Genomic DNA, 26,774 nt, shown 5'->3' with positions numbered 1-26,774 from the left:
TGAATCGGTAGAAGACCAAGTAAATGTCTTAACTCGAAATCTGTATACGAGATCTTAATTAAGAAATGTTGTACTTGATTTGACAAACTATATTTAAAAATAAAAAGGAAAGAGAGAGACAAAAAAAGATGGGAAACCACATTCAAGTGACTTTCCATCTTTTTTATCTAAAATCTGTGACTTCGATGAAATAGAAGTCATTGTCTTCAAGAACTCAATTTTTCTTTTGTTTGTTTTTCGAGCTTCCCAAGCCGACGAATCTTTTTCTCCTCGACGACAGCGACGATTGCAAGGGCAATCAAACCGAACAGTAACGCAGCATTGAAGATGACGAACGTATCGCTCCAGCCGTGTAATGTAACTGAACCGATCGTTAAACCATTCGTTTCTGGGTCAGCGATTTTTGCTAAACCGACTTTCGCGATTGAATCACCAAACAAGTAGCCGAACGTTCCGACCATTCCGTTCGTGACCGTTGTCGCTTGCTTCGGTGCGAAGCTGATGACCGAGACACCGATCAAGAGCTGTGGTCCGTAGATGAGGGCACCGAGTGCGAACAATGAAGTGTAAATCATGACTTCACTCGTACCGTAACGATAACCAAGGACTGCGACTGCCGTCAGCATGAGACAGATCGCTGCGACGAGCGCTCGGCGTCCTTTGAGTAAATCGGACACATACCCCCAAATCATACTGCCGCATAACGCACCGATTTCAAAGAAGAAGATCGTATTGACGGCACTCTCCGTACTGAAGTGCAAGTGTTCCGTAACATAGAGCGGTGCCCAGTTATCGATCCCGATCCGGACAATATAGACGAAGACGTTCGCGATACAGAGCGTCCAAATCCACGGATTCGAGATGACATACGTCTTGAAGACTTGCCACTTCGTCATGCTTTCTGCAGCAATGTTCTCCGGTTCGATCGGTTCCTCGAAAATTTCCTCACTCCTGTTCCACCCGAGTTCCTCCGGATCATCCTTCCCGATGAACAGACCGACGATCCCGATGACGAGAGCAATCGCAGCAGGGAAGATGAACATCCCGACGACACTTCCGTTAAAGAAGACGTTTGCTCCCCAAAGCGCAAGACCACCGGCAATCGCACCACCGATGTTGTGTGAGACGTTCCAAAAACCAAGGTAACGTCCACGTTTTTCAAACGGTGTCCAGCGGGCAATCGTCGAGTAGGATGACGGTCCTCCGACCGATTGGAAGAATCCACTCATCCCCCACAATACCATCAGGAGACCGACAGGACTTCCTCCGGCACTCATCAACATCCCCATGGCTGTCACGATTAAAGAAGACAAAATCAATAAGAATGAGATGACGCGTTTCGTGTTTTTACCGTCTACGAAGTACCCGAGCAACGTCTTCCCAATCCCGTATGTAATCGAGAAAGCGAAGCCGATATATCCGAGTTCAGTTGTCGTGAAACCGAGTTCTTCTTTTAGAAGCGGTTGTGCGGCTTTAAAGTTATTTCGAATTAGGTACATCGCCATATATGAAAAGAAAACGACTAAAAATGCTTTTAAAAATTGCTGCAACCATTGTTTCCGTTGTACTTCAATCGGTATGCCGGCATTCGGCAATTTTTTGATGCTGAAGAATCCCATCTTCCATTTCCCCTATCATGAATCAGAGTCTTCGCATCATTTGTCCTGGAGCTGATTGAATCGACGGAGATAGTCCCGGTAATCGGCGACGATATCCTGTCCGATGTTTTGCTGGATCGGTTGTGTCTTCGCGATCGCATAGGTCGGTGTACCGAACGATACTTTCCGTAGGATTGCCTGACCGTCAGAAGAAAGCACAAAACGCATGAAGGCATTCGCCTGCTTCTGTTGCGTCCGTCCCTTTAACTTCGAGATCGCGTTGATCGAATACGTATCAAGCGGGATGCTCTTGACCGGATAATACTTTTCACGTAGTGATTGTTGATCCCCGATGAAATTGACCCCAAGCACGGCTTCCCCACTTGCTACATACGAAGTCGGCGCAAAACCATTCGTCGTAAATAGACGTGTTCGCTCGATCAATTGGCGTAAGATATCTTCCGCTTTCGTTCCGTATCCGTCAAAGACAGCTTGCAGAATCGTCGCCCCCGTACCAGAATGATTCGGGTCCGGCAAGATTAATTCGTCCTGGTACTGTTTCGCCGTCAAGTCAGCGAGCGTCTTCGGATAAGGCGTTGCCCCAAATCGTTCATTCCAGACATCCGTGTTGATGACAATCGCGAGACGCTCGACTTCATAACCGATCCAGTAGCGATCCGGATCTTGCAGTTCCGCTTGATCCATATCACTCGGGAATGGTGTCGATAAACCACGTTGTTTAAGCGTCTGATGGGCATCCCATGTCCCACCGATGATGACGTCGGCTCGTGGATGATCCGCTTCCTTCGTCACGCGTCGGACGAGTTCCTCCGTCGAGAGACGCACGAACTCATACGTACACCCCGATTGTTTACAATACGATGATAACAATGCGCGTCCGATATCCTCTTTCGCAGAAACGTACGCCGTCAAATGCGGAACTGTCTCCCGCGCGGCTGTCCCTTGCTTCGTCTGTTCATTGTTTCGGACAATCCAAATGCTCATAAGACAAATGATACTCAGCAAGAAGAGCATTCCTTTTTTCATCGTCCCGCCTCCTTCTCTGTCGGCAGGAGTTGTCTTCTCAAATAGAAGGTGTTCCCATTGTCATCATCCATGTACTGGACACTGAACAATGTCTCATATACGGTGATATTCATTAGGTTGGCACGCGTGTTCTGCTCACTCTTGAACCGCTGGAGCTTAAGAATGCGCGGCTGTCCCTGACTGGCATCAAGCGCCTGACCGACTTCTTCGTAGTCCGTCATCGGCTCTGCCTGCGTCAGACGACGCTTAACGTCTTCTCGCTCGCTTACAGTCAAAGAACGAGATTTCCCTGCTTCATACCACGTTACGACTTCCGCCTCGGCGAACTGACGCGCGAGCTGTTCCGGTTCGTGATACGCGTTCAAGAACCGTGCTTTCAGTGTCGTCGTCTCAGTACTTGGACGTTTTGCGACACATCGCCCGTTTAGCGTCATGTTTTCTCCAAGCGAAAACGTCCACGTCGTGCCGTTTAAGAAACGAAGCGTTCCGTTGAACGTTTCCTTACCTGCCGGACACGTACCGTTTGTCACCGTCTTCATTTGCTTCAAAAGAGTCGTGATGCGCTGGACTTCCGTTCCGTCTTCTACCGTTTGCTCGCCCCATGACCGGTGACGTAACGTCAACTCGGTCGGGATCGAGTCATCGGAAGCATTCAGCCGTTTCGGTCCATCAAGGACATGTAAGCGTCCGAAGACCGTCTGCTGAAGCAAAAAAAGACCAAGGGCAAACAAGATGCCCATCAGGAAGAGATACGCGATGGTCGATGCTTTCATGATTCCTCTCCTTGCTTGATTCTTAGATTACCGGGCAATTGTTTCATAAATCCGGTCGAATTGTTTCGTAAATGTATCATTTGTAAGCGATTACATTACGTCTGGTTCGCTAAGCGGAATGTCAACATAACGCGTGTCCCACTCGTATCACTCTCAAGCGTGAAGTCGCCACCTTGTTCTTGCATCAAACGCCGGCAGAGCGGTAGACCGAGTCCATTTCCGTTCGCACTCGTCAGACTGTGCTGTTCTTCTTCCCATTCTGCAAGGACCACCGGATCAATACCGATTCCATCATCCGTCATGATAAGTTGCAACGTCGTATTCGTGGTAAGTACCGCAAACGTCACCGTCATCGCATCACTATATTTGACGGCATTCTCAAGTAAGTTCAACAAGACCTGTTTCGTCTGATCGGGTTGCCCGAGCACGTAAATAGACGGAACCTCTCGTTCAACTTGGATCCCTTGTCCATCGAGCCGCAGTTGCATGATGAATAAGGCGTCTATAAGCAAAGCATCGAGCGCGAACATCGTCGACGTCACCTGGCGTTCGTTACGTTGCTGTTTTGCCTGCTCGAGATTATGTGAGACGAGTCGTAGCAATCGCTGACTTTCGACTTCGATATAGTGATAGCAATTCGCAGCTTCATCCGGCGGCAGCTTCGGAATCAACTCGACATAGCCCATGATCGCCGTCATCGGTGTTCGCAGTTCATGGGTGATGTGATCGATGAACGTCTGTTGGTCGCTTCTTTGTTGTTCGAGCTGTCCGATGTTATGTTGGATTGCGTCAGCAAGCGTCGAGAAGTCTGCCGCCAGTCGATTCAGTTCTTCATACGGATACGCGGGCAACGCATGCGCATAGTGCCCTTTCGTCAAGGCATGCGATACGCTCCGTAAATCGTCGATTGGTCCGATCAACGTCTTCGCCATCCGGCGCGCTGTCCAGACGGCAATCACGATCAAGATCAGAAATACACCGGCGAAGACATACGTGAATTGCCGGAGCAGTTCAGCTTCCGTCCGGAGATCGACGAGAAAACGGACCGATCCGATGACGTCCGTCTTGCCGTACAGTGGACTTGAGAAAAACAGCATCGGAACATCGGTCTCCTTGAGGAACAGATAACTCGATTTCCCTTTCAATGCTTGATCGATATCACTAGCGAGGAGCGGTAATTGATCACGCTCCGAATCGGCGAGCAGTTCCGCGTTTGGTCCGAACAGTTGAACGCGTGCATCGAACCGATCCGCTAGATACGAAGCGATCGGGACTGCCGTATCGGCGAGCGCGTCCGTCTCCTCGCTTGCGAGGTAATTCGTCGTATAGAGATCGGCTTCCCGACTCAGTTTTTGGACGGACTCGACGGCGTTCTCGTACAGGTTCGATTGAATGAAGGCGTAGAGAATCAAGAAGAGGACGAGTAGTGCCGGAACGAGAAGCAAGACGAAGTTTTCCGTAATGACCTGGCGTAGCTTCATGCGTCGATCCACTTGTAGCCGACGCCGTAAATCGTCTTGATCCGTTCGCCTTGCGTTCCGAGTTTCTTCCGCAAACGCTGGACCATGATATCGACAGCACGGGTCTGACCAGAGAAATCAAAACCCCAGACTTGTTCGAGCAGTTCATCACGCTCGAAGACACGTTTCGGATGCGTCAGGAAGAGCGCGAGCAACGCATACTCCCGGTATGTCAGTGGCAATGGTTGTCCGTCTAAACGAATGACCCGTTCTTCCGGATCAACGGACAGAAACGGATCCGTCACGATGGGTACAGGTGGTGCTAGAGATTTCGCGCGTTTCAACAGATTTTTCACACGTAAGACGAGCTCTGTTCCGTTGAACGGTTTTGTCATATAGTCATCTGCTCCGAGCTGCAGCCCGATGATTTTATCATTCATCTGATCACGCGCCGTCAGCATCAAGATCGGTAAGTCAGGCGTCGTCTTTCGAAGACGGGGAATCAAATCGAAGCCGGTCGTATCAGGAAGCATCAAATCGAGGACAATCAAATCAAATGTCTGCGTTGTCTGTAGGGCAAGCGCTGCTGCTCCATCAGCTGCCGACTCGACCGTTTGACCATCGAGCTCGAGTTGTAGTTTGACGAGATGCCGGATGCTCGCCTCATCATCGATGACAAGAATATGCATAGGGATTCCTTCTTTCTGGACAGGTTTTTCTGTCCCCCAGCGTATCATGAAATCGCTTGCAATCACACTGGAAGAACAAACGAAAAAGCCAGCTCCTGAAAGCAATCAGCAACTGGCTCGCACTTATTTTACTGTAAACTTCATCGTAATAGCATCACTATATGCGTCTGGTTCGAAGTGCCATTTTTCGACGCCAGTCTTAATCGCTTTAAATCCGTACCCGTCGAGTTGTAGCTTTCCTTCTCCTGAAGAAAATGCCCGATAGACGTATGGATTCGTATCCTTCGTCGATTTACGAACAATTCCGAAACGTTGTCCTTTTTTGAGTGTCATCGTTTTACCACTCGTCAGATGCGTGCTGCCGCCATAATAATCGAGCGTCATATAGTTAGAGACCTTCCCGGCAACAATCCGGTCATCCGCTCCTGTACCGGCACGATGCTTCAGTGCCTTCCCTTTGTAGGAATAGACATCATGGACAATCGTCATTGAACCGACATAGAGTTTTTTATCTTTAATCAGCGCCCGACCGAATGGGTATGCTTCTTTTGATTCGAACATCTTTTTGATCGTCTTACCATCTGTTGAACCAATCAGGATCGGCACGATGTAACCCCCGCTTCCACCAGATGGTCCAATGACTAACTGTTCTTTTTTCGTATCGAGTAGTTTTCCTTTCGCCCGGACATCATAGTAGTCTGTATCTCGATCCGTATACGTATAAATCGTCGTCCATTTCTTCTTTTTCGCGTCATACTTTTGGGCTTTACCGATAACATCATTCATGTACGTATTCGAGTTGAATCGTTCGTACAGCGTAAACGTCTCGGGATACTTTCCACCAAGTAGATAGACGGATCGGACATCGATTGGTTTATATCCACCCGATAGTTTACTTTTCTTCAAAGCGGCAATTTGTCGATCAACAATTGATTTCTCTGTCTTACTAAGTGCCGCTACCGAATCACTTGCTATCGGTAGTGTACTGATGATAAGACCCAGTGATGTTGCTATAACTACTTTTTTCATCCGGATTTCCTCCTTCGATTTAATACGTCGTCGTATCGTTATGACTAAAGGTTTTCAGTGCTTCCGAATCAACAATATACCAGCGTTCGTCATCTAAGTTATATTTCAGATAATACTTGAAGGGAACATCTTCTCCTGGATCACGCTCTTCGAGTGAATCATCGTCTTCTTTATAATAATCACCTTCGTAATAGCAAAGCGCTTCGACAGTCGCGCTCAGATCAGTTGCTACTTCACTAACATTGATCGATGCTGGTGAATACTCGATTTCGTCCAAGTATCCTTCCCAATAGACGCCTCTTTTATTCATGCTAGCATAGTAACTCTGTTGCTTACTCAAATACGCAGACGATGTAAACAAAGTAAACGCCGACGTGTCTTTATCGATATACGCCTGCTCCCATTCCTTCGCATGCTGATGTACGGCGCCTATGATATCCTCTTTAACCGACTCCCGAACTTCCATACCTCTGCCTGTCGCCGAATCCGATAGCGATTTCCGCTGATCGACGAGCCAGTCTTGACCTGACTTCACAAGATTCAGTTCCCAGACGATCGTGCTGCCCTCAGGGCGTTCGTGTAAATACGGCTGATAGGATCGCGAGGAATAGTCGACCGTTGCTTTGACCGTCGCCTTATCTCCTTTGATCGTAATATCGTTTTGAGGAATGTCGTTGACCGTCAGTTCACCGTCAAAGATATAACCTCCTGTGACCAGATCGTTCAAACTACCTTGGAAATTCTGATTATAAGTATTCGTACTGACGGATAGTCCTTTGACACTCCGCTCCGTCAGAGCATCTTCGAGTTCACGGAAAAAGAGCGCTGAAATATCTTGAATGTTCTTATAATCCTGATCGGACACTTCCTTCGAGTCTGATTTCTTCGTCGACTCCGTTGATTTCGTTTCCGCTTTTTCCTGACTTGCCTTCTCTTCTTCACCAATGACGAACGAAGCATCTTGCTTCTTCTGTTCGACCGCCTGAGGCGTCTCTTCCTGATTCAAAAAGACATAAGTTCCACCTCCTGCAGCGAGCAACAGAACGATTGCTCCAATGCCTACTGTTCTTTTATTCCGTTTATTCTTTTGTTTCTTTTCGTATTTAATGACGACGTATGCCCGTTCGATTTCCGTCCGCTCTTCGGACTCCTCCGGATGTATTTCTAGCTTTTCAGCATACGCGCGCTCCAGTTCTTTCATCGATGAGGTACGCGATATTCCTAATCGTTCATATGGATCCATGATTCCCTCTCCTTTTGTTCAAAAAATTGTTATTTTTTATCTTTATTTTACATTATAATGACGAAGGTAAGAAAGGAGTGCTTTTTTATGTCACATTGTTCGAATTGCCAGACCCCGATGAATGATCAAATGATTTACTGTCCGGTATGTGGTCAAAAAAATCGTCACACGCGATTCCGTTCCTCAAAAAAATCCTGGTTTATCGGATTGCTGATTGTATTGCTTTGCATTGGTGGAGGAACTTTCGGTTATCTCAAATATCAAGCTGCACAACCGTTATTTAAGACAAGTGAGCTGACACATGCAGCGGCCGATATCGATCAAGTCTTGCCGGAAGGTGCCTCAGCGACACAACGTAATCAACTAGATGATGAAGACCTTGAGGATTACCTCATGTTTGATGCAGCCTCAGCAGATTCCTTGTACGAGTTCCTAACCAGTTACGCCCAGCGTCTTCCCTTGCTCAATAATGGAGAAGACGGTGTCTGGGATTACTACGATTCCACCATCGAGGACTACAATTCCTATGCTGATTTATTCTACGGTGAAGACGATTTAACAGAAGATGAGCGAGACCACTTCAGTGATTTACTTGAGGTGCCTGAAGAAGATCCATATAGTTACATCACATTAAAAGATATGACATTCAATCATATAGAAGCCCTCAACGAAAATGATTTCAGAGTTGAAACGACCGAGACGTATGCTCTACTTCATTTTAGTAATGACGAAGAAAAGAAACGTTTCTATCGTGCTATCGTCGAATATGAGGTTACGTTCGATGACGACCGGTACAGCATTACCTCTGTGAAACGAACTTTCAAGAAGGAGACTACATCATGATGTCACGTGTACTTCCTCTTCTCTTCACAGCTATCGTACTCAGTGGCTGTAGTAACGACTCAGCAGAGATTTACTTGAAGCAAAGCGCTCAAAGTACACTCGCCGGAGACCTTTTCGAAGAACAACAATGGCGCGAGAAAGCTCGTACGGAAGGTGCAACAGACAAACGTCTGATCGCACTGATGCAGCAACAAGAAGCTTTTCACGATTTGGAAGCTGCCTTGTTCATGAATCAGACGACGGATGCCCTTCGTTATGCGGAACGGGTCATGAATCAGACGTTCGGTGACCGAGCACTTGCGAACGAAGCGGCCCGTTACCACCGGACACTTGGTAAGGTCGAAAAAACGTTTCGTGACGTGGCGGGTACCTATTCATACTCGACGAGTGATCAAGGCGAGTACGAGCAAGATTATACGAGTGCGACAATCGATGTCGTGACGCGTCCAAACCGCGAAGCGACGTTGACAATCCATGATGCCCTCGATTATGAAGGACAGCCACTCGATGACTATACGTATAGCGGACGTTTTAATTCCGACAATAGCTTGATGCTTTACTTTTACGAGTCCTCTTTAGAAATCCAGTTTAATGAGGACGGTAGTCTGACATTGCGAGATTCCGGCATTGAAAAAGACTCGACAATCGACTTTGAACAGACGACCAAACAATCCTTATGATAAAACGCTTGTCTTCGCAAACGGAGACAAGCGTTTTTGTTTGGAATCATCCTTTTGTATCTTTGAAGCGGTTCAATCCATACCCCACTAATCCACCGAGGAATGGGAAGAGGAAAAGCATGAACGCATTCCACCATGTCAAAGTAGAAACGACGACACCGGCTAGGATATCGTTATCCCATTGCAGTTCAAACCGCGTTTGTGTGAAGTAAGCTAGAATGAGTCCACCGATCATAAAGACCCCAGCATAAATCACCACATTAGGTAACGTCCGAATCCAACGGAATCCGATTCCGATATGGATAACGAACATCAGTATAAGAGCAATCAAGCCGTACGGAGCAACACTTGAACTGAGCAATTGCTCTTCTTCAAATGGAGTGGAGGCATTCGCGATTTGCGCGAAACGTGTTAAGAGTCCAACATCCACCGTTTCATCAAAACGTGTCACTTTCGGATCGAGTGTTGGATCTTCTCCGTTTTCAATCTGGTTACCGATGATTCCTTGAATCCGACTCAGATTCGAAGCTTCTCCTGCTTCTTCCACTGGTCGTTGCAGATCACTCAAGCGGTCTTCGCCATATAAGGCAGCACCTAAACGGAAGTCTTCCGTCAAAACAGTCATCTTGAAGTCGACTTGCCCCGCTTGTGACATCGCGTAAAGCGGAGACGCGCCACTCAACAGGACGAGACTTGCTGATTCACCAAATTCGACTTCGTCCATTTCATCGAGCTCGTTTAGATAATACAGTTGTCCGAACGACGTCAGCAGGACACCGAACAAATAGACGCTCATTAATGTCGTCGCAGCGATTCGTCCAACTTGCCAAGAACCGTGCAGATTCGTTTGACCGATGAATTGGAACAACAGGACACCACCAAGTGATAGAAGGAAAATCCGAAGCATTCCTGTGACCAGATGTAGATCGAAGATACCGAAGTCTGTCGCGAGCAATCCGACGACCAGCGTGATTAACGATAACGTCAGGGCAAAAATGACAGCACGTTCGATTCGTTCATTCCATGATGTCGCCTTGATCCCGATGACACCACCTCGTTCCAGTAACCATGCACTCCCGATTAATAGAAGCAGACCCGGTAAGGACAGCAAGAAGTGTCCTGAGAAAATATGAAAATCAAGTTGATCGATAGCTTTTTGAATATCAGAGAACTGTTCTGCATCGTTACCTACCACTTCTGTAAGGAAACGTGACTTCAAGTCTTCACTTGATGTGAGCTGGAGACCAGCAAGGGCAACGAAGGCAAGGAAGAAGAACATACCGAATGTACTAAAATCATCCCCCATGTTTTGTTGAACAGTCTTGATTCCTTCTAATGCCGGGTTATCACTGAGGAGACCAAGCATGATGAACAATAAGACGATGATTGCAGCAAAACAAATGACGGCAGCGATACTACCGATGACAAGACTCGGATTCCCAAGCGATAGATTGAATCGTGATAAAAACGATTGTCCGCGCTCTTTCCATGGAAGATTCACATTCCAATCCTGTGACTTCCACTTCTTACGAATGTCGTCCATACCCGGAAGGCGATCCACAAGCGAGCCTTCTGACGTCGCCGCGATAAGGCGCGAATGTCCACAATTCGGACAATAGGACGCACGACCATCCATTTGTGTACCACACCCGACGCAGAAATGAGTTGCTTGTTCGAAACGAATCGGACGGGCTTGCTTATCCAGTGACGTTCCGTCTACTTCGCAATACTGGGCGTGGGGAGCATGTGCTTGACCACAGGTCGAACAATACTTCATACGCGTTGCCCCATTTCCGATCCACAACATGTACAGAAATGCTGATCATTACGTTGTGGCGTATGACATGTCGTACATGCGACTTTCGCTTGTTCGTTCTCACGCGGGACGGACGTGCCGCATTTACCACAGAACTTCGCGCCTGGCTCAAGTGGTGTCCGGCATGACTTACATTGTTTTTGTGCAGCTTCGACTTCCATCTCATCAATCCGTGACAATGCACCGAACACGAGTACTTCTTGCGCAAGAATGTCCTCGATTTCTTGACGACGTCCTTCGCTCCGCAGCTTCATGTAATGACGCTCTCCGATTTCATACAACAAGCGTCCTTTTTCACGTCGTGCCTGCTCCGCCTGATCCTGTAATTCTTTTGCTGTCATCCCTTGAAAACGTGATTTGACTGTTTGCCAATCCATCATCTTTGTTGCCCCCTTATTTTTATTTAATGTTCGTTGCCTGTTGAATTCGGAACCCTTCCTCATAGCTATCTTCTGAACTACCATATGTGAAGAGATAGCGGAAGAGTGACTTCGATGTTGACTTTCCTGGTGATTCACTCGCATACGTATACAGTTCACCTCGAATATATGTTGTCGCCATGACTTCGATGCCGACCATATTCCCGTACTCGACAAACTTCGCTGACGAACGATCAATCGATGCATTCATGAACTCTCCGTCCCACTCCAAGTCCTTTCGGCTCCAATCGTCATAGTTCTTTTGTTGTTTCGCAAGGTAAGACGCATCATCCACGAGCGAGAAATAACTCGTATCCTGATAGGTTGCCGCATCGACCCAGTCGGACGCATGCTGCTCGACAACTCCTTGAAGTTGGTTCAGCACGGCTTCTGATGGTTCGAACGTGAACGTCGCTTTTTTGGTATCCGGTTTGACGACAATCTCATCCGATGTCTCCTCCCCCCATGGGAATGAATTCTCAATCGAGAGTTTGATGCCGTTCTTCGGGATCGGTCCATAGTTCTTCAAATCCGATACTTGTTTAGATGTCGACTTTCCATCAACGATCAAAAAGGCATCCGGATACGTCTGATCGAGCTCGATCGCATTTCCTTTTAACGTGATTTCAAATTTTCGATTTGCAGCGTCAAGCGTCAATGGATTAATTGTGACATCGCTCGACTCTTTTCCGTATTCGCCGTCATACGCGACTTTGGCATCCATTAATCCCGGGTAGACACCGTCCATCATGATACCTTCCGCCGACGCTTTACTACTTTCCGTTCCGACCGGATTCACGAGCGTGACCTTCGTTCCTTTAAAGTTACTGATGACTTCCGTTTTAACACTATCGAGGCGTAAACGGTAATCCTTAAAGATCCCGAGTTGACGACCACTTGCTACGATTTGACCGGGAACGTCACTTTCGTTTTCTGCCTGAATTGAAGCACCAGCCATTAATAAATAATCCATGAATGATTTCTTTTGCTCTGGCGTCTCTTTCAAGGCATCTAAGAAACGTTGCGCCATCTTCTGATCAATTGGCTTTCCATTGAACTCCGTATGCTCAGCGAGTAATATCGCATCGTCTGAGCGAATCGCATCCCGCACCTGATTTGTCGTCGCCTCGACCGTGAACCATTGTGTCGCGAGTCCATAATACGCGCCACCTGCTACGACCAATAATCCAACCGTTAAAAGAATGGCCTTTGCAGACTTACTCATTTTATTAGGACGGACCGGTCTGACGTCGCGTTCTTTTTCTACTGGTTCTACTTGTTCTACATGATGTTCCAATTCATCACCGCAACTCGGACAAAACTTCAAGCCACGTTTTGCAGCATCCGAACAATTCACACATGCCATGACAAATCTCCCTCTCTATTTCTTAATTTTGATTAGTAAAAAATAACCATAGAAAATTCTAACACGTTTTTATTACATTTACTATTTATTGTAAAAAATTATTAATTACATACTTTTGTGAATGTATGTAAAAAGTTATTATCTTCATCAAAAAAACTCATGTTGTATAAAAAACCTTCACTCCTAAAGGAGAAAAGGTTGAAAGGAATCATAGATTTGTCGCAGAAACACCAAATAGCGGAGATTTCTTTTTATAACGTAGTCAATCCAAAACAACGCTTTTTTACTGATATTGTAGATAGAGACGTATCTCGATTTAAGATCCTCGATTCAAAAGATTGCTAAATGCCTTGAGCATCATCCCTCTATGATTTCATAAGAACCGAGGCCAAATCCGCACTAAGATGCTTACTATGTCAATCAAACAGATTACAGGACGTTTATTCCAAGAGGACCAACCATCATTCAAAGCGATTTATCGTGGGATCTGGAATGACCTTATCAAGGCTCATGCTGGCCTTCTGCGTCCAAAACCACGCGAAGCGCGCAGAGACGCTTCAATATCAGACTATCAATCAGCAAACACCCTTCTGAAGCGAAAGAGTCGTTTCTACAATTACGTTATCGATGTCTAACTGTTCTTTTGATTTAATGGAAGAGGCGATTCATACACTCCATGCTTCTTTCCCTGCCGGAACACTTCAGACTGCGACGACAGACCGTGGGAAAGAGTTCAGTTGTCATTTGCGAAACGTTAGGAGTATCCACGTACTTCACTGATTCGTACTCTTCCCGGCAATGTCGGAGTAACAAAAACGCTATTAGTTTTTTCCATGAATTCTTACAGAAGGAAGCAGATTTTAGCAAGCTCAGTCGTTCTGAATTCGCTCAAACGCTATCCTGGATCCGTGCGCATATAAAGAAAATGTATCAACCGAAAAATTGTATACGAGGTCTTCTCGGAAGAGGTGTTGCACTTAATTTGACAAACTGTCTCATGTATAACAGCATGCATTATCCGTTTGTTTTTTTCCGAACACCCCCGAGGATAAGTAGAGTTATCCTCTCTTTTCAAACCATCTTTTTTGAATCATGCCAACGGTTTTCTGAGCTTTCAAAAGCCGTTCGTCTCGTTTTCCAACTAAATATCGACGATTGACCGAGGCAAACCCTTGTCTTGTCGCGCGTCGCTTCAGGATAACTCTACTTATACTAAAACTACCGCGGAATACCCTTCGATATGCATATCCGAAAGATTGGATCCTTCCCATGAATGAAGCCTTACACCACTGGCTCCCTCTGATCAATTCACTCCTGCACCGCCTCTCGATTCATCCGAACGAACACGATGAATGCCGGCAAGCAGCGTTGCTCCGCCTCTGGACATCCATCGAATCTGGCAAGGAATTATCAATCACGTTCGTCCGCATTCGGGCGCGCGGCGCGATGCTCGACTATCTCGCTAAACGAACTCGCACACTGACTACCGAAGTCGCTGTCGAAACCCTGCCGGAATTGCCTCGTCAACAAACTGTTTCCTTCCCTTACTTGCTGAACGAACTCGAACACGCCCTCTCCCCGAAAGAATTCACCTTCCTTCAGGCAATGATCGCTGGAACGGAAGGAACACTCGGCTACTCCGACGCCCGTCTGCGCTCCCTCAAGTCCGACTTGAAGCGGAAAGTCGAAGGTATCCTCCTATGATGACGTTCTACCTCGACCGCTTACTCGCCTTGATTGAGGATTCCCCCACCTACAGCCGTCTGACCAAAAAAGCCTATCGCTCGGACGTCCGCCACCTCTGTCGTCATGCGACGGCCCTCGATATTCCGTCACTCCGAAGATACGTCACACTGCTTCACACGACCTATGCCCCGACGACCGTCGCCCGTCGGATCCATGCCTTAGCGACCTTGTTCGATGCCCTCGTCGCGGAGCGGTCACTTGCGAAAAACCCTCTCAAGCAGATTAAGAAACCGGCTCGTCCGAATCCGAAACTGCGAACAGCCTTCAGCTATCCGGATGCCCATCGTGTCATCGACACGCTGACCGATGAAGCGACGTATGCGTTTTACTTTTTACTGCTCCATACCGGACTCCGGTTCAGTGAAGCCCACCAATTGACGTGTGCCGATCTTGATTTTACGGAGCGCCACCTGTTCGTCCGCCACGGTAAAGGCGACAAATCCCGTTTCGTCCCGTTGAACGACGAATTGACAGACGTCCTGTTGCGGTACATCGAGACGGAACGACCGGACGGGGAATATTTATTCCTGACCGATCAAGGACGGCGGTTACGTCCCGACACGACACGGAAACAATTGCGGCAGGCGAGCGAAGTCTTGCTCGGCCGGACGTTACGTCCGCACGACCTCCGGGTGACGTTCGCGACGACCCTTTACCGGGAACACCAGACCGACTTGCTGACGGTCATGCAGCTGCTTGGTCACAGTGACGCGAAGACGACGCAACAGTATATCTTACCGTCGGCTGAAGTCGCCCGTTCGTCAATCAACCGCCTTACGCCGACAAGGCATCGACGACTTGTCTGAGTTTCGTCTCCCGGCTCAAGATATAGCCTTCCGTCGTCTCCGACCGGGCATGTCCAAGCAGGCGTTGAATCTCGAGTAACTTACAGCCCGCCGTCTGGTACAGGTAGGTCGCGTAGCCGACACGTAAATCATGCGGACGGAGCATCCGTCCCGACCGGGCGAGCGATTGGTTCCGTAACGCGTCCCGCGCCCCTTGTTCGTGGATTGCCTTGCCACGGACGGAGCGAAAAACGTACCCTGTCACGCGACCTCCAATGAACGCTTTTAACTTCGTGACCAAATGGCGCCCGAGCGGTACGGTTCGCAAGCGTCGTCCTTTTCCATGCCGGACGAGTAACGTCGCCGTCGCAAACTGAATGTCCTCGATCGACAACAAACGGGCCTCCATGAAGCGGAGGCCCGTTTGGCTGATGAGTTCAAAAAAGAGACGGTACGTCGGATGCTTGATTTGCCGGATGACATCGATGGCTTCGAGCAACGGATAACCGTCCCGTTGCCGGACGTGCTGATGGACGATCGGTCGAACTTGTTTCATTGGATTGACCTTAAGTCGTTTCACTCGAACAAGTTCATTCCCGAGTGCCATCAACGCATGATACCGCCGCAATGCCGTCGCCGGTTTATACTGTCCGATGACGTGATCAAAATACGTTTGGAGGGACTTGACCGACCACTCGACACACGCCTTCTTCAGCTGCCGTAAATCACTGCGGTAGGCTTTGATCGTCAGCGCCGAATACGTCGCGTGCGTTTGGAGATACTGCTCGAGATAGTCGAAGTGGGTCATGGTTAATCCTCCTCATAATTGGTCTAGTAAAAGGATTCCCTTTCCAAGAGCTTTCAAGCATGGAACAGACAATCATTTCATGCTATGCTTATCCAATAATTGTAACAAAAAGGAGAATCTTTATGGAAATCTTAGTAACAGGAGGCGCCGGTTATATCGGTAGCCACACGTGTCTTGAACTGCTCCAAGCAGGATATGAAGTCGTCGTCATCGACAACTTGAGCAACAGTCAAAAAATCGCCCTCGACCGGATCGAGCAGCTCGCGGGAAAATCGGTCACGTTTTATGAAAACGACGTGATGGACATGAACGCGCTCGAACAAATCTTTACGCAGCATGACATCGAAGCCGTCATCCACTTCGCCGGTTTGAAAGCGGTCGGTGAGTCTGTCGCCTTACCGCTGTCGTACTATAAGAACAATCTCGTCAGTTCACTCGTCTTGTTCGAGGTCATGGCGCGACACAACGTCAAAAAACTCGTCTTCAGTTCATCCGCGACCGTCTATGGTGTGCCGGAAACGACACCGATTGACGAGTCGGCGCCACGCTCGACGACGAATCCGTACGGCGCGACGAAATTGATGATTGAACAGATGCTTGAAGACGTCGCGGCGTCCGACACGGACTGGGAGATTTCCCTGTTACGGTACTTCAATCCGATTGGTGCCGATATCAGTGGATTGATCGGGGAAGACCCGAACGGCATCCCGAACAACTTGATGCCGTACGTCACGCAAGTCGCAGCCGGACGTTTGGATGAACTCAGTGTCTACGGACAGGATTACGAGACGCCGGACGGGACCGGGATTCGCGATTACATCCACGTCGTCGATCTCGCAAAAGGACACCTCAAAGCACTTGAGTATAAGCACCAAGGTATCGAAGCGTTCAACTTAGGAACAGGGACCGGCTCAAGCGTCCTCGACTTAGTGACGACGTTCGAGTCAGCGACCGGCATCGACGTCAAACGCAAGTTCGTCGACCGTCGTCCGGGTGACGTCGCCGCCTGTTATGCGGATGCGTCAAAAGCTGAACGCCTCCTCGGCTGGAAAGCTGAAAAAACGTTATATGACATGTGCCAGGATGCTTGGCGCTGGCAGTCACAAAACCCGGAAGGCTATCCGCGTGAAATGAACCGCCGCTGATGACCGTCCACAAAAAAGCCTGAATCCGAGTAGCGAGATGCTACTTCGATTCAGGCTTTTTTTGTTAGGCCGAGCGCCGGTTCAACCGTTCCCCGACGCGGGTGAAGCGGGTTGACCGCTGGCGCGGCTCATAGCGGCAAAACGTATGGTAATCGATCTCATTGACGTACTGAATCAAGCGGATCAAGGCGTAGGCGAACGTCACCGTCGACCCTAATGCGAAGCTCAGACCGAATCCGTCATATCCGAACGGTGCTAACGCAACCGCGAAGACGCCGTTGACGGCGAAGAACAGCAGTGACGTGATACAGGCACCGCGCTGATCTTCGAAATAGAGCAACAGCAGCGTCAGGACGAGGACCATCGCGTTCGAGAAAGCACCGATCGTCGTCATCTGGAAGATGCTGATCGTCTCCTTCGACAAGGCGAGACTACTGAGCAAGGTCGAGGCAAAAATCAGGACGAACAGCGTGAACAGTCCCTGATTGCGGACGAGCCGCTGGAGCTCTTGCCGTAAAATCAGCAACATCGCTGCTTTCGCCTTGTTGATTTGCTGGAGCGTCCCGCCCTCATTGACGTAACCGTAAAAGACACGGTAGCGCTCGTAAAAACGGGTCTCGACGGAGATGACGAAGATCGTCATCGTCGGGATGACCGTCAAGTACGAGAGGAAGATTGCCGTATCGTAGACGGGGTGATACCGGAACGTCCCGAGATGGACGGCTCCGCCTTCCGAGAACCAAATCACCCAGTTGCTGACCCAGACGCCGATGTTGTAGAGGAAGCTCGTCCAAAACAACGCCGGATGCCGGTCGAAGTAGCTGAGGTAACTAAACGGATCTTTCGTCTCGCGGTTCGGGAACGTCAACAACATCGCCGTAAACAGACCGAACAACGTCACGAGCATCCCGAGCGTAAAGCCTGCCGTCAACGCCATGCTCGTCGCGAACGGTGCCGTCAAGTACGGCATTAAGAAGCGGTCGATCAAGAGGACGGAGATGATCGATACTGCCGCTCCCCCTAAAAAGCTATAGGCGACGGCTTGATAAAACTTCGCCGCACTCAGGAATAAGAACTGCACCCAAATCAGGTTGATCGTCAAAAAGAGAATCAAAATCAACAGGTTCGACAGGAACGGCAACTCGGAGAACGTCAGGAAAATCGCGTAGAAGACGGCGGCAATCGCGATCGTCATCTTCGTCATCCCGATGAACGTCGGGAAGATTTCCTTGTAGCGCTTCTCATAAAAACAATCGGCGAGATACCGCGTGACGACGAGCTGCTGAATCCCGAGGATGACTTGTGAAAAGATGAAGCAGTAGGAAATCGTTAAGTTGAACGTCGTCCGTTCCTCGAACGAAGCGATTGACAAGTACGTCGTCAACCACTGCGTCAAGGCGATCGTGACGATGACGATCAACCAGGGACCGGATGTGACGAGCCCTGCGAAGGCATACGCCTTCAGACGTGCTGAAAAATAATCTTCCTGGAACAGCTTTTGGAGCTTAAACCCGATGCCCGCCATATGCCAGCCCCCTTTCTTCATAAAGTGCCACGTACTCGGCGATGAACTGGTGTGTCTGATAGTATTTCAAGGCCCGTTTCTTGCCGTTCTCCCCGAGTTTTTTCGCATCCGCGCGATGCGTAGCGAACCACGCGCAGCGCTCGGCGATCCGTCCGGGATTGACCGGCGGGACGACGAACCCGGCTGGTCCGTAAGGGTCGTCTTCGCGTCCGTTAATCAATTCCGAGCAAGCCCCGACATCGGTCACGATCCACGGGACACCAGCTGCCATGCCTTCGAGGACGGCGAGCGGTTGCCCTTCCGAGATGCTCGTCAACAAGCAGACGTCAAACGTCGGCAAGTAGGCTGCGATGTCGACCTTGCCGGCGAGCGTCACATACGGATCAAGTTCGAACTGTTCGATCAACTGTTGGCACTCGGTCGCATATTCCTCGTCCTCGTCGAGCGGTCCCATGATCGTCAGCTCGAACGCGACGTCCATCTCTTGCAGGACCTTCGCCGCATGAATCATCGTCTTGATGTCCTTGATCGGGACGACGCGGACGATGGCACCAATCTTCAGGATTGGTCCCTTCTCGACGACCGGTAAACTCGACAGACGGACGGCATCGATACCGTTCGGGATGATCCGCAGCTTCGCCGCAGGTGCCCCGAGTTCCTGTTGCAGTTCGCCGTTGCGGTCGAACAGCGTGATGACGTCATCGGCTTCCTGATAAGCTTCCGCCGACAAATGGTGGAAGAAGCGAATCCAGTGCGCCCGGTATTCGACTGGAATCCACGTCGCCTGTAACAGTTCCTCTTCCCGCTCCCGCGAGTAGATGCCGTGCTCCGTCAAGATGTACGGCACGCCCTGCCGTTGTTTAATCGCACTCGCGACGAGTCCAGCGTACCCGGTCGACGCCGAGTGAATCAAGTCGACTTGCGGTAACTCCGCCTGCAGTAACTCAAGGACCGGCGTATACATGCTCCGCCACATCCAGAGGTAATCGATGAATGAGCCGGATTGTTTTTCCGTCTCATAACTCGTCTTGACGAGCTCGAAGAAGAGCCGGCTCGCGAAGAAGTGCTCCGACGTCCCAACCGCTTGTTCGAAGATCGGGAAGACCGGGGCTTCGACATGTTGGAACGTCATCCATTGTTGAATCAACCGCCCTTGTTCTACCGACAGGACGTGCTTCGGTTTCGGACGGTCGTATTTGAGATCGAGTGATAAGTTCGTCACACCCGCCACATTGTCCGGTAAGTTGTATTTATAATCCGCTTCCGTCAGTTGCGTCGGTGTGATGGCGATGATTTCAAACTGATGCATCGGCATCTGCTGGATCACCATGTGGACCCAGCTCGCGACACCGCCGCTGACGTAGGGATAGCTGCCTTCGACGACTAAACCAATCTTCATTCTGTCCCCTCCTCGATCGGTAGCGTGACCGTTGCTTTCGTCAACGTGACTTGATACAACGTCTCGCCTGCAAGCGCGCGGACCGTCCCGAAATCGAACGTCCCTGTCTTGAGGTGTTGACCCGGAGCGACACGGACGAGCATGACCGATGGCTTCAACATGTTCGTCCCGTTGATTTCAATCGTCTTGTCCGTATAGGTGACGTTGATGTCCGACTGTTGGTACTGGACGTATTTTTCATACGCTTCGTACTGGGTCAAGCTCTCGAGGTACGGATACATCGTCTTGACGTCGCGGAACATCTCTTCCATCGTCTTCTCCATCTCTGCCCAGCCCTTCCCTTTCGACCGGTCTTCGTCGAGCACGTCATCCGGGTGGATGAAGTGGGTAAACATTCCGAAGTTCGCGACGGCGTCCGCCATGACGAACGTATCGTTTGCCGTTTCGTTGTAGCCGCTCGAAATACGCGGGAAGTTATACAGATTTTGATGGATAGGATCCGGTCCGAACTCCTGGATGTAGCTACCCATCGAGGGATCGCCCGAGTAGAGTGAGGCGACGATCAACTTGTCTTTAAAGACATTGTTGAGTGCTGTCAAACCGGTCTCGTTGATGATGTTCGACGGCGGGACATAACTTTGAATCGACTCGTTCGGGAAGTAATAGTCGTGCGTCCCGATGACTTTCTTTAATGCTTCCTCCATTTGATCACGGTTGTTCCACGGGACATAACCGAGGTTCGGGTCAAGCGTCTCACCGGCGACGACGAGTGGCTGGTGATTAAAGCCGTGCAGTCCGATTTCGCCACCCATCTTCAGCAGACCCCGCCCATAGTTGAGCATCGGGGTGCGGATTTTCTCCGACAAGTCTTCCGTCGTCTCTTCCGTCGTATTCTTATAGCTGCCGATGATGAACCCGGTATAGGTGACATCTTGTTCGTCGGCGATTCGTTTCATGTCACGCCACCAGATTTCTTTAAAGAACTCCTTGATCGTCCGGTTATAAGTCTTCTCGATTGCGGCGTTCGTATTCCCGGGGACCGGTGACGGGAAGTCATCGAGATGCGTCACTTTGATCGCCGCCTGTTGACTGACGAATGACGGGAACAATAACGATAACGTCTGGAGCATTAAACCGCGTGAGTTTTTCTCAGCGAGCGACGTCGTGTTCCAGAACAGGACTGTTCCCTTGCCGTACGCTGATGTCCAAAGAATCGGTTCACCGGACGCCGTGATTTTGACGTTCGCTTGCGGTAGCAGCTCGACGTCGGCGATACTGTGGGCGAACAAGTTTGACGAGTCCGGCAAATCGACGAAACCGGGGAAAATTTCTTCCTTGAAAATCAATCCGTTGATGCCGTCTTTGAAATCACCGAACTGTTTCACCCCGACGAGTTCCGCCCAGTCTTGATTGATGAAGCGTGCTGCGATATAAAGCCGTCCGCCGTCCTTGACGAATTGACGAATCGTTTCGTACGGCCAGTCACGTGAGTGCTCCCCCGCTAAAACAAGCACGGTCCGCTCGGACGGCTCCAATTGCTCGATTTCTTTGATTGAGATATTCGTATACGGGACTTTCGCATACTTCAGTGCATATTTAAAGTTCGTCAAGACACTTTTTGAGAGCTCGCCTTTATCCTGATGGATATAGACTTGTAACGGTTCTCCGTCCATCTGTCCCTCCTTGCCCGACATCGTCTGAAACGTCTTTTGTTGCGTCTCCTCGGTCGGAATCAGGCGATGTCCATAATCAAGACGTAACAACTGGACGACGCCGATCGTGACGAGCAGAATCGCGAAGACGGCGACGACATAGGTCGTGATCGATTTTTTCATAGTTCCACTCCTTCCAGCCGGTCCAAAATGTAGCGTTTGTCGTCCGGAATGTCGTCCGGTGCGACGTGTGTTTTCAGTTGTGTCACGAGCGGTGCCAGCTTCGTCCAGTCGCCTCTCGTGAAGTGATATTCAATCGCCAGCATGTAGCCGTCCGCTTGCTCCGGGTAGTGCATGATCAAGCGTTCATAGTAGCCGAGTCCGTCCGCGACGTCGCCTTTCGCGAGGGCGAGCTTGCCGCACGCCTTCAAGCACGTCGCGTCCGTCGGATACTGAATCCGCATGTCTTGTAAGTACGACCCGAACCGATCAAAGATCCGTTTTTGCATGCTGTCGTCGAGCAGTCCACTTTCGATGAAGGCTTCGAAGGCGTCAATCAAGTGGTAATACGTCGTGACATGACCCGGATTCAGTTGTTCCTCCCGACTTTTAATCGTCGCTTCGTACCGGTCATATAACGTATTGCGGACCGTCGCGGCGTAGTGGACCGTCTCCGAGTCGGCATGGTCGAGCCCGAACTGAAGGTACTTCCCGGAATCGGCAATCGATGTCGTCGTCAAGCGGACAATCGATTGTTTCCGTTCCTTCGCGTCCATCGCCATCGCTTCGCCCATCGGCACCAAATCGATGTTGTCGGCCGCCTGTTGTTGCAGTCCTTCCAGGTTGACGACGTCGAACTCGATGTAGTCATCGTAGTCGAGCAACGTCTTGTCTGACGCGTATCGTCTTGCGATCAGCCAACTGACGAGACCGAACAGTTCACCGAGCAGCGGGACGAAATAACAAATCAGGGCGATCCATTTGACGAGACCGCGCTGTGCCGGATCCATCCGTGCCGTGATCAGTTTCGCGACGAGGAAGACGATGACGGCATGAATCAGAAAAAATAACAGGACGAAGAAAATCATCCAAGATTCCCTCCTTTTCGTGCGAACAACTCTTTAATTCGTTGCTTGAATCCTTCAGCGTTCTCTTGCGGTGTTCCCGGTAAGAGGAAGTGGAGCATTTGATTCGTCTCGTCATAGCCGATGATGTCGATTTCCCGCATCGACTGGCGTAGGATTAATTCCATTTCAATCAACGACAGCCGGACCTGTTCGACCGGCAAGACGACCGTACTGTACGGCTGATCGTACTGTTCAGCTCGGTGTTGTTGGAGTGCGACTTTTTTATTGAATGGCTCGATTTGATAAATCCGTGTCCCTTCAATCAAATCACCACGCGACGCATTCCATTCCATCGTCAACGCTTTTTCGATTCGTGTCCCGGTCCAGTCGAGAATCAACTGCATGATGTTCATCTCGTAACTCGTCAGGCGGTTGAAGTCGATCGCCTGGATGACGACGACCTCCTGAATCTTCCCGTCGTAGCGGATCGGTGCAATCAGTAACGGGACGTCCGCCTCGTCCATCGTCCGGATCGAAATCGCATTCGTCTTGAACATCCGTTGATAGATGCCGGTCGACGGATCGATGAATAGTGTTTGCGGTAAGACCTCTTTCTCACCGAACCGGACGTGGAGTCGTAACGTCCGTTTTGACGCATCGACGTGATAGATGGCAAGATTCTCTGCCTTGAACGAACGTTTCAAGACATCGACGAGGCGATCGCGGACGATGTCGGCCGCCGTTTGGTCGAGCTCGAGTCCGACTTGGTAGATTTTCGTTAATGTATGATCCGAGTCGAGGACCTTCTTTTGCATCGTCGACTGTGACAGTCGGAGCTTTTCGACCGTCTCGAGCAAGTGGTTGTTTTCTTCGACGACTTCTTCGTGGCGGAGCCGTAAAGATAAGTAACGTTCCTGGAACGAGGTACTGAAAATCCCGCAGACCATCGCGACGAGGAAGTGGAAGATGATCCAGCTCAGTTCCGTCCGGTCGTATAAAAATAAGAGAATGTCCGATCCTTCGACCGACAGGAAAAACAGGTGGTACAGCATCGTCATCGTGAAACTGACGAACGCTCCGAGCAGACCATAGCGGAGGGCGAACAATAAAATATAAAAGATTAACGGATCAATTGCCCAATTCGAGACCGAAAGGCTAAACATATAGTCAAGAATACCGATAAGTAAAATACTAGCTAGCATTTCTATCCATTTGACTGTATTTCTATGCTGTGTGTAAATCATGGCACACTCTCCTTAAAATAGTTATTTACATTTTTGTTAGCAGTGGTAAGATTTAGTCAAACAGGCAATTACAACTAAATATCGAGAAGGGCAAACTTACTGAAAAGTAAGGGCGCAAAGACATGGGTCGTCGATCTTCGGATACCGATCGCCAGTCTGCAATGCCGCAGCCGCTCTCTGATAAAAAATCAGGAGGCTACTAACCATGGGTATTATCTCACTCAAACGCGTGACGTCTTTTTTGTGCATTCTTTTTTTAGGAGTGTTACTAATGACACCAATCACGGGCAAAGCTCAATCAACGAATCCACTCGATTCCGTCAGCTCGTATAAGGTCTACTACGATGCACCGACGAAATCAAAAATCAAGAAGATGCAAAAGTACGATGTCATGATCATCGAACCGGTCTTTTACTCAGCGAAACAAATCGCAGAAATTCAAAAGTACGGCACGAAAGTCTATGGCTACATCAACACGATGGAAGCCGACAACTGGAACACAGACTTGATGGCACAATTAAAGGAATCAGATTTCTTCCACCGTGATGGACAACGTGTCCACTACGCGGAATGGGATTCATACTTAATGGACATCAACTCGAAGCATTACCAAGCGGTCCTCATGCAAGAAGTCGAAAAGCAAGTCGTCAATAAAGGACTCGACGGTGTCTTCTTGGATACAGTCGGCGACATCGACAACGAACATGCCGACCAACCAAAGATCCTTGAGCAGCAGCAAGTCGCGATGACGAACTTCTTGAAGAGCGTCAAGACAAAACATGCGGACCTCTCATTGATTCAAAACTGGGGCTTCGGGACATTAAAATACCATACGTATCCGTACATCGATGCCATCATGTGGGAAAGCTTCAACTACTCGACGGTCGCAAAAGACCAATGGTCAAAAGACCGGATGGCAGATCTTCAGGAGTTGAACGAAGAAGAAGACATCAAGACATTAACGATTTCTTCTAAGCAAGGTGCGAAAAGTGCGAAGTACGCGAAAAAGAATGGGTTCATTCACTTAAAATCAAACAAGACACTCAATTACAATAAATTCTAATCCACTTGAATATAATCTCATAACCGATTACTCAATTCCAATTCTGAGTGCTCCTGCATGACACAATTATACAGGATGCACAAAACAAAACCGGTCACTTTTCAGAGGCAGGTCAACGAATTGAAACATCGAACACAAAAAGAGGTCCAGGCGATGGTTATCGCTTGGACCTCTTTTCATGCTTGCAACACTCACTTTTGTTTTCTTTAGTCCCGACTATACAAATCGCGTGTATAGACTTTATCTTCGACATCATTCAACTCAGGATGCATCCGATTTGAAAGAATCACATCCGACTCTTGTTTAAACGCTTCAAGATCACGGATGACGCGTGAGTTATAAAACGTATCTTCTGTTAAGACGGGTTCGAAGACCGTTACTTCAATCCCCTTCGCCTTGATTCGTTTCATAATCCCTTGAATTGATGAGGCGCGGAAGTTATCGGAGTCTGTCTTCATCGTCAGGCGATAGACGCCGACGACTTTCGGATTCTGCTTGATGATCGTATCGGCAATGTAGTCTTTTCGTGTCCGGTTTGCTTCAACGATCGCCCCAATGATATTGTTCGGGACTTCATCGTAGTTTGCAAGAAGCTGCTTCGTATCTTTTGGTAAGCAGTAACCACCATAGCCGAATGATGGATTATTGTAATGATTGCCGATTCGACTATCGAGTCCGACACCTTCGATGATTTGTTTTGTATCTAAGCTACGTACTTCAGCATATGTATCCAGTTCATTAAAGAAGGCAACCCGCATCGCGAGATACGTATTCGAGAACAATTTAATCGCTTCCGCTTCCGTCGAATCTGTCAAAAGAATCGGCACATCCTTTTTAATCGCCCCTGCAAGCAAAAGATCCGCGAACTGTTGAGCACGTTCTGACTGTTCACCGACGACAATACGTGACGGATAAAGATTGTCATGCAGTGCCTGCCCTTCACGCAAGAACTCTGGGGAAAAGACGATGTTCGGTGTATCAAACTTCTCTTTTAGCTCTTGTGTATAGCCAACCGGTACAGTCGATTTAATGACCATCGTCGCATCTGGATTGATCGCAAGAACTGTCGCAATGACGCTCTCGACCGTCCGAGTATTAAAGTAGTTCCGTGTTGGGTCATAATCCGTTGGAGTAGCGATGATGACGAATTCCGCATCCTTGTAAGCTTCAAAATTATCTGTCGTCGCATGTAGATTCAATTCTTTATTTTGCAAGAAATTCTCGATTTCCGCATCCACGATTGGGGACTTTCGATCATTGACAAGCTCGACACGTTCTTTAATGATATCAATTGATGTGACTTCATTATGCTGAGCGAGTAAGACCGCCATCGAAAGGCCGACGTATCCTGTTCCTGCTACTGTGATTTTTATTGAC

The 26,774-nt window shown here is 49.0% G+C and carries 23 protein-coding genes and 1 riboswitch; of the genes, 6 read left to right on the top strand and 17 right to left on the bottom strand.

The features are described from left to right. Positions 1–206: 206 nt before the first annotated feature. The 7 genes from uhpT to KNQ05_RS00215 form a co-directional block, all read right to left on the bottom strand. Complete coding sequence (gene uhpT / locus KNQ05_RS00245; protein ID WP_159172939.1) at positions 207–1,619, bottom strand: hexose-6-phosphate:phosphate antiporter; 1,413 nt, start codon at positions 1,617–1,619, stop codon at positions 207–209. Between the two features lie 36 nt (positions 1,620–1,655). Continuing rightward, complete coding sequence (locus KNQ05_RS00240) at positions 1,656–2,645, bottom strand: ABC transporter substrate-binding protein (protein WP_214767026.1); 990 nt, start codon at positions 2,643–2,645, stop codon at positions 1,656–1,658. Then, complete coding sequence (locus KNQ05_RS00235) at positions 2,642–3,418, bottom strand: DUF3919 family protein (RefSeq protein ID WP_214804258.1); 777 nt, start codon at positions 3,416–3,418, stop codon at positions 2,642–2,644. The genes KNQ05_RS00240 and KNQ05_RS00235 overlap by 4 nt, the downstream gene beginning before the upstream one ends. 95 nt (positions 3,419–3,513) lie before the next feature. Then, entirely contained in the window at positions 3,514–4,899 is a 1,386-nt protein-coding gene (locus KNQ05_RS00230) for a sensor histidine kinase (RefSeq protein ID WP_214768977.1), read from the bottom strand. Then, on the bottom strand, positions 4,896–5,567 hold the full coding sequence (locus KNQ05_RS00225) for a response regulator transcription factor (RefSeq protein WP_214767020.1): 672 nt from the start codon (positions 5,565–5,567) through the stop codon (positions 4,896–4,898). Before KNQ05_RS00225 ends, KNQ05_RS00230 begins: the two co-directional genes overlap by 4 nt. Before the next feature lie 123 nt (positions 5,568–5,690). Further along, positions 5,691–6,596, bottom strand: a complete 906-nt coding sequence (locus KNQ05_RS00220) for a hypothetical protein (protein WP_214767018.1) — start codon at positions 6,594–6,596, stop codon at positions 5,691–5,693. A gap of 19 nt (positions 6,597–6,615) precedes the next feature. After that, on the bottom strand, positions 6,616–7,839 hold the full coding sequence (locus tag KNQ05_RS00215) for a hypothetical protein (protein ID WP_214767016.1): 1,224 nt from the start codon (positions 7,837–7,839) through the stop codon (positions 6,616–6,618). Between the two features lie 87 nt (positions 7,840–7,926). Here KNQ05_RS00215 and KNQ05_RS00210 point away from each other — a divergent pair, with 87 nt between their 5' ends. After that, positions 7,927–8,682 (top strand): hypothetical protein, encoded by a 756-nt coding sequence (locus KNQ05_RS00210; protein WP_214767014.1) that lies wholly within the window; start codon positions 7,927–7,929, stop codon positions 8,680–8,682. Continuing rightward, positions 8,679–9,362 carry a DUF1254 domain-containing protein gene (locus tag KNQ05_RS00205; protein ID WP_214767012.1) on the top strand — a complete coding sequence of 228 codons (684 nt, stop codon included), beginning with the start codon at positions 8,679–8,681 and terminating at the stop codon, positions 9,360–9,362. Before KNQ05_RS00210 ends, KNQ05_RS00205 begins: the two co-directional genes overlap by 4 nt. Positions 9,363–9,408: 46 nt before the next feature. Here KNQ05_RS00205 and KNQ05_RS00200 read toward each other — a convergent pair whose 3' ends face one another. From KNQ05_RS00200 to KNQ05_RS00190, 3 genes are read right to left on the bottom strand one after another with little or no spacing between them, the layout of a single operon-like run. Beyond that, positions 9,409–11,139 carry a zinc ribbon domain-containing protein gene (locus tag KNQ05_RS00200; protein ID WP_214767010.1) on the bottom strand — a complete coding sequence of 577 codons (1,731 nt, stop codon included), beginning with the start codon at positions 11,137–11,139 and terminating at the stop codon, positions 9,409–9,411. After that, positions 11,136–11,558, bottom strand: coding sequence for a zinc ribbon domain-containing protein (locus KNQ05_RS00195; RefSeq protein ID WP_214767008.1), 423 nt, complete (start codon positions 11,556–11,558; stop codon positions 11,136–11,138). Before KNQ05_RS00195 ends, KNQ05_RS00200 begins: the two co-directional genes overlap by 4 nt. A gap of 19 nt (positions 11,559–11,577) precedes the next feature. Then, a complete protein-coding gene (locus tag KNQ05_RS00190; protein ID WP_214804257.1) occupies positions 11,578–12,963 on the bottom strand; it encodes a TcaA 3rd/4th domain-containing protein in 1,386 nt (461 codons plus the stop codon). A 1,269-nt stretch (positions 12,964–14,232) separates the two neighbouring features. Here KNQ05_RS00190 and KNQ05_RS00185 point away from each other — a divergent pair. After that, the gene (locus tag KNQ05_RS00185) at positions 14,233–14,667 is read left to right on the top strand and encodes a sigma factor (RefSeq protein WP_029331656.1); all 435 of its coding nucleotides are present in this window, start codon (positions 14,233–14,235) and stop codon (positions 14,665–14,667) included. Continuing rightward, positions 14,664–15,515 (top strand): tyrosine-type recombinase/integrase, encoded by an 852-nt coding sequence (locus KNQ05_RS00180; protein WP_214804256.1) that lies wholly within the window; start codon positions 14,664–14,666, stop codon positions 15,513–15,515. Before KNQ05_RS00185 ends, KNQ05_RS00180 begins: the two co-directional genes overlap by 4 nt. Here KNQ05_RS00180 and KNQ05_RS00175 read toward each other — a convergent pair. Beyond that, complete coding sequence (locus tag KNQ05_RS00175) at positions 15,484–16,302, bottom strand: tyrosine-type recombinase/integrase (protein ID WP_214804255.1); 819 nt, start codon at positions 16,300–16,302, stop codon at positions 15,484–15,486. The genes KNQ05_RS00180 and KNQ05_RS00175 overlap by 32 nt on opposite strands. Before the next feature lie 122 nt (positions 16,303–16,424). On the opposite strand from KNQ05_RS00175, the gene galE reads away from it, so the two are divergent. Further along, the gene (gene galE, locus KNQ05_RS00170; protein WP_214804254.1) at positions 16,425–17,447 is read left to right on the top strand and encodes a UDP-glucose 4-epimerase GalE; all 1,023 of its coding nucleotides are present in this window, start codon (positions 16,425–16,427) and stop codon (positions 17,445–17,447) included. Between the two features lie 64 nt (positions 17,448–17,511). Here galE and pelG read toward each other — a convergent pair whose 3' ends face one another. Genes pelG through KNQ05_RS00145 form a run of 5 tightly spaced genes read right to left on the bottom strand, consistent with a single transcriptional unit; the run spans position 17,512 to position 24,334 of the window. Beyond that, a complete protein-coding gene (gene pelG / locus KNQ05_RS00165) occupies positions 17,512–18,972 on the bottom strand; it encodes an exopolysaccharide Pel transporter PelG (protein WP_214766998.1) in 1,461 nt (486 codons plus the stop codon). After that, the gene (pelF, locus tag KNQ05_RS00160) at positions 18,953–20,371 is read right to left on the bottom strand and encodes a GT4 family glycosyltransferase PelF (protein WP_214804253.1); all 1,419 of its coding nucleotides are present in this window, start codon (positions 20,369–20,371) and stop codon (positions 18,953–18,955) included. The genes pelG and pelF overlap by 20 nt, the downstream gene beginning before the upstream one ends. Then, positions 20,368–22,206: a DUF2194 domain-containing protein gene (locus tag KNQ05_RS00155; RefSeq protein WP_214804252.1), complete on the bottom strand. Its 1,839-nt coding sequence runs from the start codon at positions 22,204–22,206 to the stop codon at positions 20,368–20,370. The genes pelF and KNQ05_RS00155 overlap by 4 nt, the downstream gene beginning before the upstream one ends. After that, on the bottom strand, positions 22,203–23,111 hold the full coding sequence (locus KNQ05_RS00150; RefSeq protein ID WP_214766992.1) for a hypothetical protein: 909 nt from the start codon (positions 23,109–23,111) through the stop codon (positions 22,203–22,205). The genes KNQ05_RS00155 and KNQ05_RS00150 overlap by 4 nt, the downstream gene beginning before the upstream one ends. Then, positions 23,108–24,334, bottom strand: a complete 1,227-nt coding sequence (locus tag KNQ05_RS00145; protein ID WP_214766990.1) for a hypothetical protein — start codon at positions 24,332–24,334, stop codon at positions 23,108–23,110. The genes KNQ05_RS00150 and KNQ05_RS00145 overlap by 4 nt, the downstream gene beginning before the upstream one ends. Positions 24,335–24,413: 79 nt before the next feature. Then, a riboswitch (cyclic di-GMP riboswitch) is annotated at positions 24,414–24,498 on the top strand. 107 nt (positions 24,499–24,605) lie between these two features. Here KNQ05_RS00145 and KNQ05_RS00140 point away from each other — a divergent pair. Further along, on the top strand, positions 24,606–25,397 hold the full coding sequence (locus tag KNQ05_RS00140) for a glycoside hydrolase family 191 protein (RefSeq protein ID WP_251132461.1): 792 nt from the start codon (positions 24,606–24,608) through the stop codon (positions 25,395–25,397). A 206-nt stretch (positions 25,398–25,603) separates the two neighbouring features. Here KNQ05_RS00140 and KNQ05_RS00135 read toward each other — a convergent pair whose 3' ends face one another. Further along, positions 25,604–26,770: a nucleotide sugar dehydrogenase gene (locus KNQ05_RS00135; RefSeq protein ID WP_214805036.1), complete on the bottom strand. Its 1,167-nt coding sequence runs from the start codon at positions 26,768–26,770 to the stop codon at positions 25,604–25,606. Between the last annotated feature and the right edge of the window lie 4 nt (positions 26,771–26,774).

The sequence above is a fragment of the Exiguobacterium sp. s125 genome, from assembly GCF_018618605.1.
Taxonomy (GTDB): domain Bacteria; phylum Bacillota; class Bacilli; order Exiguobacteriales; family Exiguobacteriaceae; genus Exiguobacterium_A; species Exiguobacterium_A oxidotolerans.
Note: the sequence above shows the minus strand (reverse complement) of the source record. Positions and strands in the feature narration are given on the sequence as shown.

Coding starts and splice junctions, on each gene's coding strand:
- uhpT (WP_159172939.1), bottom strand. CDS start 1,619: ATGGGATTCTTCAGCATCAAAAAATTGCCGAATGCCGGCATACCGATT.
- KNQ05_RS00240 (WP_214767026.1), bottom strand. CDS start 2,645: ATGAAAAAAGGAATGCTCTTCTTGCTGAGTATCATTTGTCTTATGAGC.
- KNQ05_RS00235 (WP_214804258.1), bottom strand. CDS start 3,418: ATGAAAGCATCGACCATCGCGTATCTCTTCCTGATGGGCATCTTGTTT.
- KNQ05_RS00230 (WP_214768977.1), bottom strand. CDS start 4,899: ATGAAGCTACGCCAGGTCATTACGGAAAACTTCGTCTTGCTTCTCGTT.
- KNQ05_RS00225 (WP_214767020.1), bottom strand. CDS start 5,567: ATGCATATTCTTGTCATCGATGATGAGGCGAGCATCCGGCATCTCGTC.
- KNQ05_RS00220 (WP_214767018.1), bottom strand. CDS start 6,596: ATGAAAAAAGTAGTTATAGCAACATCACTGGGTCTTATCATCAGTACA.
- KNQ05_RS00215 (WP_214767016.1), bottom strand. CDS start 7,839: ATGGATCCATATGAACGATTAGGAATATCGCGTACCTCATCGATGAAA.
- KNQ05_RS00210 (WP_214767014.1), top strand. CDS start 7,927: ATGTCACATTGTTCGAATTGCCAGACCCCGATGAATGATCAAATGATT.
- KNQ05_RS00205 (WP_214767012.1), top strand. CDS start 8,679: ATGATGTCACGTGTACTTCCTCTTCTCTTCACAGCTATCGTACTCAGT.
- KNQ05_RS00200 (WP_214767010.1), bottom strand. CDS start 11,139: ATGAAGTATTGTTCGACCTGTGGTCAAGCACATGCTCCCCACGCCCAG.
- KNQ05_RS00195 (WP_214767008.1), bottom strand. CDS start 11,558: ATGATGGATTGGCAAACAGTCAAATCACGTTTTCAAGGGATGACAGCA.
- KNQ05_RS00190 (WP_214804257.1), bottom strand. CDS start 12,963: ATGGCATGTGTGAATTGTTCGGATGCTGCAAAACGTGGCTTGAAGTTT.
- KNQ05_RS00185 (WP_029331656.1), top strand. CDS start 14,233: ATGAATGAAGCCTTACACCACTGGCTCCCTCTGATCAATTCACTCCTG.
- KNQ05_RS00180 (WP_214804256.1), top strand. CDS start 14,664: ATGATGACGTTCTACCTCGACCGCTTACTCGCCTTGATTGAGGATTCC.
- KNQ05_RS00175 (WP_214804255.1), bottom strand. CDS start 16,302: ATGACCCACTTCGACTATCTCGAGCAGTATCTCCAAACGCACGCGACG.
- galE (WP_214804254.1), top strand. CDS start 16,425: ATGGAAATCTTAGTAACAGGAGGCGCCGGTTATATCGGTAGCCACACG.
- pelG (WP_214766998.1), bottom strand. CDS start 18,972: ATGGCGGGCATCGGGTTTAAGCTCCAAAAGCTGTTCCAGGAAGATTAT.
- pelF (WP_214804253.1), bottom strand. CDS start 20,371: ATGAAGATTGGTTTAGTCGTCGAAGGCAGCTATCCCTACGTCAGCGGC.
- KNQ05_RS00155 (WP_214804252.1), bottom strand. CDS start 22,206: ATGAAAAAATCGATCACGACCTATGTCGTCGCCGTCTTCGCGATTCTG.
- KNQ05_RS00150 (WP_214766992.1), bottom strand. CDS start 23,111: ATGATTTTCTTCGTCCTGTTATTTTTTCTGATTCATGCCGTCATCGTC.
- KNQ05_RS00145 (WP_214766990.1), bottom strand. CDS start 24,334: ATGATTTACACACAGCATAGAAATACAGTCAAATGGATAGAAATGCTA.
- KNQ05_RS00140 (WP_251132461.1), top strand. CDS start 24,606: ATGACACCAATCACGGGCAAAGCTCAATCAACGAATCCACTCGATTCC.